Below are 9,934 nucleotides of genomic sequence, written 5' to 3' on the forward strand. Positions count from 1 at the left end.
AACGCTCGCAGGAGGTGCAGTAGCTCTGGTTGATGATCTCGGAGTAGACATAGCCACGGTCGATCAGGCGGTTGATGATCGACTGAGTCCGTTCATGGTTGGTTTTGTTGTCGGTCATCCCGAAATGGTCGAAGATGACACCCATCCGTTCGAAGGTCTCTTTGAAATGATCATGGTATTTTTCCGAGAGCGCCCGCGGGGTGGTGCCCGCCTCTTCTGCAGATACGACAATCGGAGTTCCGTGATTGTCTGAACCGCAGACAAAGAGAACCTCCTCACCTGCACGCCTGAGATGCCTGACATAGCAGTCGGCGGGCACATAGGTCCGCAGGTGCCCGATATGGCATAATCCATTGGTATAGGGAAGTCCGCATGTAACCAGTTTCGGTGTACCACTCATCAATATGCTTTTTGCGCTGGATCGTATAAAATACAGGGTATACTATGGCGAAGCGATTGGCAATACCGGTACGGAGCCTTGGATCCGAGGTCGATACTCCTTCAGTCACCGATCTCAGCGAATGGGCAAAAGCCCGCGCAGGTCAGAGCGGCGATCTGGTCACCTATCACCTGATGAAGACGCTTGAAGCGCAGAAGGGGGTGCATACCCCGGCTGCCGGCGGCTGGTTCTACCATGAGCGGGCGAGGACAGCGTCTCTTCCCGATGCACCCGCAGATGATGTGATGGATGATATCCAGGCGGTGCAGAGTGTACGGAAGAACTGCTGGTGGTCGCTCCCCTCTGCCGCTTCACAGTTTGTTGATCCTGATGAGGATCAGATCCTCTTCTTCAGGCAGTTCCTCAGGATGATGCGGGATGCCGGAGTCTTTGGGCATGTTATACTGCTGAAAGAGGATCCAAAGCCGCTTGAGCTCGAACTCGTCTCCGGCCGGCGGATCTTCTGGCACCTGCTGAACCCGACTGAACGGGCACTTGAGAAAGTGCTGGAAGTGCAGCGGGATATTGCCATTGCACCGGCAGATCTGCCGCTGCTTTCCGATCTCATGGGCTCCTACACGGTCAGGAAGATCATCGTGATGGAAGGGGGCGAGGCCGATCTCCGGGCTGCGAAGGAACTTGTGGATCTTGATAACATCATGACCGGGGGCTATGCCCCCGCCAAAAAGCCCTCATACTGGGACGAGCTTGTAGAAGGATCGTTTATTCTGCGCTAGAGTGTGTGTTTTGTGCTTCTGCCACCTGAACGAACCTATTGAAGTGGGAGGTTGTCCCAAGGATCCGGAAGGAGAGTTTGTCCCGGAAAGTGAAGGGGAAGGTGCCACCGGAAGCATTCGGGTGTCCGCCGCCCCCAAATTCTGCTGCGATGAGGTGTGAGATGGGCGGGGCTGATCTCAGGGAGAAGCGGCCGTTCTCTGAGATGATCACCTCGATATCTGTTTTATATTCTTCCCTGATGGCAGCTGCCGTCTCGCTTGGGTAGTTGATGAGGGGGGCAAAGGCGATTGTGTATCGTCCTTTTCGGATCTTCATCCTCCTGATGCTCGTCCTGATGGCCTGGGTGCGTTCACGGTCAATCTCCGCATAGGTCTCCTCGATCCAGTCATCGGTGAAGATCCCCTGCTCCAATCGGTTCCTGAGTGGCCTGAGGTTTTTATTGATGGATCCGATCTGGCCGAGGATTGCAGATCGCGGGTCCCGGTGGGTCCAGAGATCATAGTCACAGACGACAGTTGCAATCTCAACGGCAACGGGGTCATCAGGTGCGAGTGCCCGTGCCACGAGCCCGCACCCGCAGGTGGAGGTATCGACTGTGAGTTCTTCTGTATACTGCTCGATCTGCCGGATCTGATCAGGCTTCCACCGGTGGTGATCACGCCAGATGATCCGCCAACCCGATGCCTTTGCCCGCCGTGCAGCTTCATCGACGCCGTTCTGGTATCCGACATCCGAGATGGAGAGGATATCGCCCTTGCCGGGGACGTTTGCTATTGAATTGAGGTTCTTTGTGAACCTGCCGACCGATGAGAAGACGGTGAAGACCTCGTCGTGCCCATAGACCCGCCTGTGGATCGCATCTGCCCCGGCGGCATCAAGATCGTTATGGGTCAGGTGGACAATGCCGGCGGTCCGCCCCCGCACCAGCTCCTCTAACGTCGGCCCCTGCTTCTTCTCTGTTTTTTTGGGGCCGAAGAGCGAACGGATGCGATGAAGGATGCCGGCGCCGGTGGAGCTGCCGGAACTGCCGGGATTGCCGGTGCCGGAGGACGAACTCATGGTGATATGTCTGTTCTTCAGGCGTGATAAATGGGGGCGGTGGAAGGGGGAGGGGGGAGGAGAGGGAGAGAGAAGGACGTTATTGGACGGGCGAATGCAGGGCAAAAGCGGATGTATTAAATAGAGATCTGGCATATATTGTAATCCCAAAGCCTCAGTAGCTCAGACTGGGAGAGCGCCAGACTGAAGATCTGGTTGTCCCCGGTTCAAATCCGGGCTGGGGCATGGTTTTTCTTTTATGTTTTCTTTCTCGGTTTAGCCTTTCATCCTGTTTGCTATGTTTGTTTCGCCAGCGTGACAGGGATGTTAGTTGCAAGGGCATGCATGAGAACTGCCATCATGAGTATTGATGGGATACAATTCGGTACTCTACCCGATCCGATAACGATTAAGTAGTTCAAAACGTTTTTAGCTTCAGGAAAGAGAAGAAAGAACTGAGCAGGATATCATGAAGAGCTTTATTGACAAAGTCATGCATCGGAACCAGAAGAAGAGAAGATCATTCTCGCTAAAGATTGAGATGCAAAATGCAGCAGCATTGACAGATGAAGTTATTTCTGAAGCAATGACTGAACTTGCACAGATGATCAGACGCGGTGAAGTCAACCTTGATACCGAGGGGAAAGTGAGATACATCCTCGGGGACGTCGTTTTAGAGGGCCGGATGGATATTGTTACGGAATGAGACGATCCGATATCACGTGTAAGATGGGGAGCAGATCAGATCCGTGTGTGCCACATGACCAGATCCAGATTTTATACAGCGGCTGCTGCAAAGATATCCCCATTTTAAACTGTGTGAACGCACAGATCTCCGGATCTGCCACTCTATTACAATCCTAACTTGTTAAGAGCCTTAATTAAATATACAGGGAATTACTGATGCTATCGAGTGCTGACAATTCAGAGTCGAGAGGGTTCTTGTTACGGAGATGCATTTCAACCGGTTCAAATCTTCCATTCAGGAGGAGGAATCTTAACTGTTGAGCCAGGAGAGCGTGAATATCTCCCCCTGCTCTCCAGAGCTTGTTAACCCGTGTCTGATTAACCACACATTTGCTCCATTCTGGATAAAGGCTACTTCCCAGATATCGATCATGGTCAAGGGTGAAAAATATTATGTATAATAAATAGCTGTCGAATGTCAGTTATGAATTCATTTTAGGTTAAAAGTTCAAATCGGATCTTTTATTACATCCAGATGGGAGAATAATTTAATGTTTTCTGTGTTAAAAGATCAAATAAAAAAAGGAGATCAAATAAACTTTTTTTTTATTGATGGGAGTACATTATCCGGCCACATTGATACGATCTCAGATAATTATCTTCTTCTGAATACAGAAAACGGAAAAACAACAATCACAAAAAATGAGGTTGAGAGAAATATTGGCCGATGGACGATTATTGGAAATATCAACTCCCCTACGTCAGGTCTATCCCATAAAGGAGATCTAGAAGCTAAAATTTCAGATTCCCCAGATCATACCGTTGATAGTTTTTTAGGAGATTTTGAGACCGAAATTAAAAATACAAAAGTATCCATCTTTGATCCTATCTATTCTTCACCATTTCCAAGAGGGTCTAATAACAGACAAAATGAAAACTGGAATCGAATTAATAACGGGTTTCAACATGCAAAGAAAAGCAATCAGCTTGGATCTATTTCGGGTTTGATTAAAAAATTAGATTTATTAGCAGGAGAGAATCCAAAATTATCAGTAATCCCTTATAATTCAGGTTGTTTCTCCTATTTTCTTAGAGATTACGATGCAGCAATAGCATATTTTAGTACTGCATTTAATATTGAAAAAAATCCAAAATACCTTCATAATCTCCTTGTTAGTTCACTTGAAAAGCATGATTATTCGACAGGAATCAAATGCCTTTACGAGATATTCTCTGAAAAACTTCCTTGGGAAATGGACGACGAATGGCACCTTTATATCTTCCTTACTTATGAGACGAATTCATATAAACAATTCTTAGAATCATTTCAAAAAATTATCATTAAAATCTCAAGTAGAAAAATTTCAGTCAGTTCAACTCAATCATCACTTTTATTCAAGACAATTGTTCTGTTGTTAAAGAAAAACAAACAATTAACCGAAGCATTGGCTGTAATTGATTTATTTAAAGATGGTAGTGATCTTAGCTCAAAAACACTTAATTTGATGGAAATTAGTTTCAAGTCGACTGTACAGCAAAAAACCCAAGAAAATTTATCTGTAAATCAGAAAGAGGAAGAGAAACTAGAGATTATTCATGAAAAAAACGAGAGCCTGGATATTGAGGAAGAAATATCCTTATTGAAAAACGGGAAGTCAATACCCGTTCGTGGTAGAATATACTCCTATAAGTCCGACCGTAATTATGGTTTTATTGCCGACGATGAAGGAGTTGAATACTTTTTCCATCGAAGTGCAATTATTGATAATTCCGTTTTATTTCAATTATCAAATGTTACTTGGAGCGACGAAATCAGCATCGATGTAATATTTGAGAAAACCAATGGACCCAGGGGACCAATCGCAATAGAGATCACCTCTTTAAAAACTAATGATGAACTTTTAACAATTGCTAACGAATTTGCCAACAATGGGGATTATGTGGCCGCCATCTCAAATATTAAACAAATCCTTTTTGTGGATTCAAAGAATTCTAAAGCTCGCGAATTGTTCATTCTATGGAGAAAATATCTTCGATTTCCAAATCTTCCGTTAGGTGATAATTCATTTGCTAAAGCGATCAGGGCACAAATTGCGGAGAAAGATATCAGAAAGGCCGAATATCTTTTTTTAGATGCAATTCAAGAAAAAGATAACCTTGATAATGCAGTTATTGAATTAGCTACATTATATTGCGATGAAAACCGAAATGAGGAAGCCATCCAATTACTTAAAAAACACATTAAAAGAATTAAAAGTCCTCGTCATGCTGAAGAATTATTAGCAGTAATCTATCGGCGAACAGAACAATATGATTCATTAATTACATTACTAGAAAATCATTATAATAAAGCGCAAAGTAACATAGAAAAAGGACAGATCCTTTTACAGATGGGTAATTCATATTTACACTTGAATAACTACGAAGAAGCTGATAAAACTTTTATCCGTGTTTTAGACATATTACCGGACAATTTAAGCGCTAGAAGAAATCGAGCGATTTGCCTTTATAAACAGAATAAATTCAATGAAGCTGAAGCCATTTTAAGTAAAATATTGGAGAAGACTTATGATGCATCTGCAGTGGATTTAAAAAATGCAATATCGGATGCAAGAAAAACTGGTCAATCCAGCAGTCAATTGGAAGAGATAATTACGGTTACCGTAAGTTCAGACTATTCAAACGAAGAAACCACGGAGTTTACAAAATATTTATTAGAGAATTTTGATATTTCTGGGATATTTCCAAATAGGATGCTTTCTGACACATCTGGAAAAAATACATATTCTGCATCTGAAAAGGAAGCCCTCATTGATATCCAGATAATTGAAAAAACGATTAGATCAATAAAAGCAACAAATTCAAGAGAAATAGCAAATTATTATCTAGCGGCTGCTTGGATTTGTTCAAAAAAGGTTGACGATCGAAATAAGTTTTATGAATATTTAGCAAAGGCATTTACATATAGCGGTGACTCTGCTGTTCAGGATAATCGATCAATAGATGCAATAAAATCGTGGTATTGCGAGGCTTTGATCGCATTTGATAATATCCGACAAAACGTCTCAATTGAAAACATTGCTCTTGACAACGTGTGTAAATTCATATATTCTACACTGGGGAAAAAGCATATCCCCCTATCGAATACGCTACCACTAAATATTGTATTAGATGATATCTTCACGAAAAGTCCATCATACGATTTGATATTTGACGCAATTGGATATCTTATCTTCCGTAGTGAATTTGCTAGTAAAAAAATCCTCGGTCAAATATTTAATAAACCTAAATTCAGAGAAAAAGCAATTCAATTTCTAAAAAATAAAGGTGTGAATGCTCAATCATCTATAGAGGATCTGAATGAATTTGTTAGCATATGGAACGACTATCGTCGAAATTTGATTTCAACCAATAAAAAAATTAAAAATGATTTTCAATATTTTCAGGAGAAACAATTCAGCTTACACTGGTTGGAAGATATTTCGAATAAAATTCCAAAGATAATCGAAGAAGTCTACTTCAAGGAAGATATGGATCGACTTCACGATTTAAAGAATGTTATTGATAACTACAAGGATTTGTTCGACATTAAAACATTTGAAGAAAAGGAGCGCATTTTAATCCAAATAAGTAATAATTGTAAGAGTCTGATAAATGAGATTCAAGATAGCCCTACTCAAATCTCAATAATGGGGATTATTCCATTGGCTCAATATGTTAAATTAAATTCAGATAATGATCTCAATATGTTATATCAGACATCATCTGCAGGGATAACGGTAAGGCTTGCTGTTCCGTCGTATTTCCACCATAACCAGGATATTGAAATTCAGCTTGCTGTAGAAAACCAGATTGGCTGCAGTCCTGCCGATTCTATTGTATTAATCCCCGCAATTTATGATGATGATCTCTTCGGTTTTAATGAGAGGGATATGAAAATCCCCGGAACATTAAGAGGAGGTACACAAAAAATCGTAAAAATTCCCCTTTCACTTTCAGACAACGTAATCAACGCAAGAAATTTCTCATTTTCCGTGTATCTCCGATATAAATGCTACTCTGGTGAAATTAAGAATACACAACCCCGAGACATTAACATTCAGGTATATCCTGAAAATGAATTTCAAGAAATTAACAATCCATACTCTCAATATGCTGTCGGAACGATTGTAACAAATAAAAAGATGTTTTATGGGAGGAACGACTTAATTAAAAACATTTTCACTACAATCCAAAACTCCCGAGATCAAAGTAAATGCATTATTATATTTGGACAAAAACGCTCTGGGAAATCCTCCATATTATATCATCTCAAAATTCTCCTAAAAGACGATCCGTCATTAATTATTCTTGATTTAGGCAGTCTAGGCTCAATCATTGTCAATTCAGAAACTTTTGTATATAATTTATTTTGGAGCATTCTTCGAAAATTAAAAGATGCATTGGTTGATATCGAAGAATCAAATAACCTATCAAAAATAGTTTTGGCTTTTCCTACCGTTGAAGATTTTTTCGCACACCCTAGTCCAGAAATTAAATTCATGGAAATCTTTGATAATTTCAATAGAGTCAAGGAAAAAACGCCTGGCTGGAGTGGTAAACGGGTTGTTCTTTTAATTGACGAATTCTCGTATCTCTACAATGATATCGCAACGGGAAGAATTCCAAAAACCTTCATGAAATTATGGAAAGCACTTTTAGAGAGAAATTATTTCGGGGCCGTCCTTGTCGGTCAGGATGTGATGGAGAAATTCAAATCAGAATTCCCAAATGAATTTGGAGTAATTCAAGATGAGAGAGTCAGTTATCTAAGTGAGGAAGACTCCATAAAATTAATAGATGAACCAATTCAGATTAATGGGAAAACTGGACTTTCGCGCTATAAAGAAAAAGCAATCCATAAAATTATTGACTTAACTGCAGGCAATCCCTTTTTTATTCAAATTATATGTGATAAACTTGTCTTTTACATGAATCATACACATAAGAATTTCATTACTGAAGCGGACGTTGGGCAGGTAAAGCAAGATCTAATTGCTGGTGTAAATGCATTTGATCTAGCAACGTTTGACAATCTTATTAGTTCTGGAGACGAATCTCCAACAGCAATCAAACAAATTGACATTGTAAATGTATTGAGAGCCATCGCAACTAATAGCCAAAATGGTTTCTGTCAAAGAAGTGCAATTGATATTGTCACTGATACATCTATCGATGAAATACTGGATGAATTAGTTGAAAGAAATGTAATTGTTCGAAAAAAAAATAACCAATATGATATAAAAGTAAAGTTATTCAAAGAATGGTTGATTGCTCATCCATAGGGTGGAAAAATGGTACCTCTTAAGAATCCATTTGCATCAGTGGGAAAAATCGTATCTGGAGATTTTTTTATTGGCAGGAAAAAGCAATTTAAAGTAATTGATGAAAAAATTTTATATCCCGATACTCCAGGAAATCTTGCCATAATTGGTGAGCCTAGGATCGGCAAAAGCAGCCTAATATATCATAAAATTATTTCCCAAAAAAACGAACTAATCAAACAGAACATAATTCCAATATGGATTCCCATTGGGAAATTCAATGAAGGATCGACTTTTTTCAAGGAACTTGGAATTGAATTATATACAGAAATTATTGATAATAATCTTGAAGATAACAAAATCAAAAAGGCCGCAGAACTCCTTTTTTCAACGTGTATAACATCTCCAGATTATTTTTATAATTTGCAAAAATTTTTTAAAAGTGTGAGGAAATCTGGAATAAAATCTCTCTTCATTTTAGATGAATTCGACTATTCACGAAAATTTTTCAAAGGAGATGTCAGCGGATTCCACAATGTACGGGAATTGTGTTACAATCCCGATTATGGTGTTACATTTATCACAATTTCTCGGAGGAATCTCCATGAAATTGAAGAAAAAAGTGAAATTATATCAACTCTTAATGATGTGTTTTCAAAATATTACCTAGGAATGTACGATGGTGATGACCTAGAAGAATACTACATGAAATTCAAATATGCGGGAATTGAAATTACTAAAAGTGAGGTAGATAATATCAACAAGTACTGTGGGAATCATCCCTATCTTCTCGCACTTATTGGAGATGAAATTTTCAAAAATTATCCTGATACCCATCGTGTTGATTTGATAAATTCAATCTCAGAAGTTCAATGCTCATTTGAAGATTATTACAAAAGTATCATTCATCTTCATCAAGATGATGCGACATTAAATAAATTACTTCAAATTTTATTTGGTCCTGTTATTGATGTAACCCAAGGTGATGTTGAACGTTTACTCAAGCAAGGCATAATCACACCTCATCCTAGTGGATTATATCACGGATACTCTGAACACTTTCAGGAATATCTCGCATTGATCAGTCGTGAAGTAGAATTCTGGCCCATTTGGTGTCAAACTGAAAAAGGTCTCCGTGAAATAATCACAACGCAATTAGAGAATAAACATGGGCTTAATTGGGTTGGAATTCTTGAAAATCAAAAACAATCTCTCAAGACAATGTTTGAGAATTGTCGTCAAAGGCAACAAAAAGAAAAAGCAAATTTCGGAATAAAAGCATCTGATAGAATATTAGATTTTACTTACCCGCATGACTTATTTGAGATTATTTTTTTCGAATGGACGCCAATTTTTAAAGATATTTTTTATAAAGATAAAAATTATTGGGCACAAAAAGTTGAACTACTCGCAAAAATACGAAATCCTCTTGCTCATAACAGATTTGACTGCGTCTCGGAATCGGAAAAAATTAATGCAGAAGGCTATTGCAAGGAAATATTGGAAAGAATTCGAGAATTTAAAACAAAAAACGCTTAAACCCAAGTTTGCCACTTTGGCTGTAATCTCTTTCTTGGGATATACGACAACCTCAATTCCAAGTTCTCTGTTATCTTCTGTAGCTCGGGATCTTCTCCTGTACGGACGGCAACCGATCTGATGCTTTTTGGCTTGAAATGGAACTCAATAAGGTGAATTGATATTAATGCCTGGCCTAAAAGGGGCGTAC

The 9,934-nt window shown here is 39.8% G+C and carries 7 protein-coding genes and 1 tRNA gene; 5 read left to right on the plus strand and 3 right to left on the minus strand.

The window, feature by feature from the left end; translation table 11 throughout:
* On the minus strand, positions 1-400 hold a 400-nt coding region (locus tag QCH34_RS01840; RefSeq protein ID WP_300329126.1), incomplete at its 3' end, for a class I tRNA ligase family protein.
* Positions 401-444: 44 nt separating this feature from the next.
* Here QCH34_RS01840 and QCH34_RS01845 point away from each other — a divergent pair.
* A complete protein-coding gene (locus tag QCH34_RS01845; RefSeq protein ID WP_300329131.1) occupies positions 445-1,176 on the plus strand; it encodes a hypothetical protein in 732 nt (243 codons plus the stop codon).
* Here the strand turns inward: QCH34_RS01845 and QCH34_RS01850 are convergent.
* The gene (locus QCH34_RS01850) at positions 1,163-2,236 is read right to left on the minus strand and encodes a phosphoesterase (RefSeq protein ID WP_300329134.1); all 1,074 of its coding nucleotides are present in this window, start codon (positions 2,234-2,236) and stop codon (positions 1,163-1,165) included. The two genes, QCH34_RS01845 and QCH34_RS01850, sit on opposite strands and share 14 nt — an antisense overlap.
* Positions 2,237-2,387: 151 nt before the next feature.
* On the opposite strand from QCH34_RS01850, the gene QCH34_RS01855 reads away from it, so the two are divergent.
* The 4 genes from QCH34_RS01855 to QCH34_RS01870 all read left to right on the plus strand — a co-directional run bounded on the left by QCH34_RS01855 (position 2,388) and on the right by QCH34_RS01870 (position 9,744).
* Positions 2,388-2,461: transfer RNA gene (locus QCH34_RS01855), tRNA-Phe, on the plus strand.
* 223 nt (positions 2,462-2,684) lie between these two features.
* Entirely contained in the window at positions 2,685-2,921 is a 237-nt protein-coding gene (locus QCH34_RS01860; protein ID WP_300329137.1) for a hypothetical protein, read from the plus strand.
* 532 nt (positions 2,922-3,453) lie between these two features.
* Positions 3,454-8,226, plus strand: coding sequence for a tetratricopeptide repeat protein (locus tag QCH34_RS01865; RefSeq protein WP_300329140.1), 4,773 nt, complete (start codon positions 3,454-3,456; stop codon positions 8,224-8,226).
* Positions 8,227-8,235: 9 nt separating this feature from the next.
* Positions 8,236-9,744 (plus strand): Swt1 family HEPN domain-containing protein, encoded by a 1,509-nt coding sequence (locus QCH34_RS01870; protein WP_300329143.1) that lies wholly within the window; start codon positions 8,236-8,238, stop codon positions 9,742-9,744.
* Here QCH34_RS01870 and QCH34_RS01875 read toward each other — a convergent pair.
* A partial coding sequence (locus tag QCH34_RS01875; RefSeq protein ID WP_300329145.1) for a hypothetical protein occupies positions 9,741-9,934 on the minus strand: 194 nt, incomplete at its 5' end. The genes QCH34_RS01870 and QCH34_RS01875 overlap by 4 nt on opposite strands.

Origin of the sequence: Methanocalculus sp., from assembly GCF_029762515.1 — an archaeon.
Taxonomy (GTDB): Archaea; Halobacteriota; Methanomicrobia; order Methanomicrobiales; family Methanocorpusculaceae; genus Methanocalculus.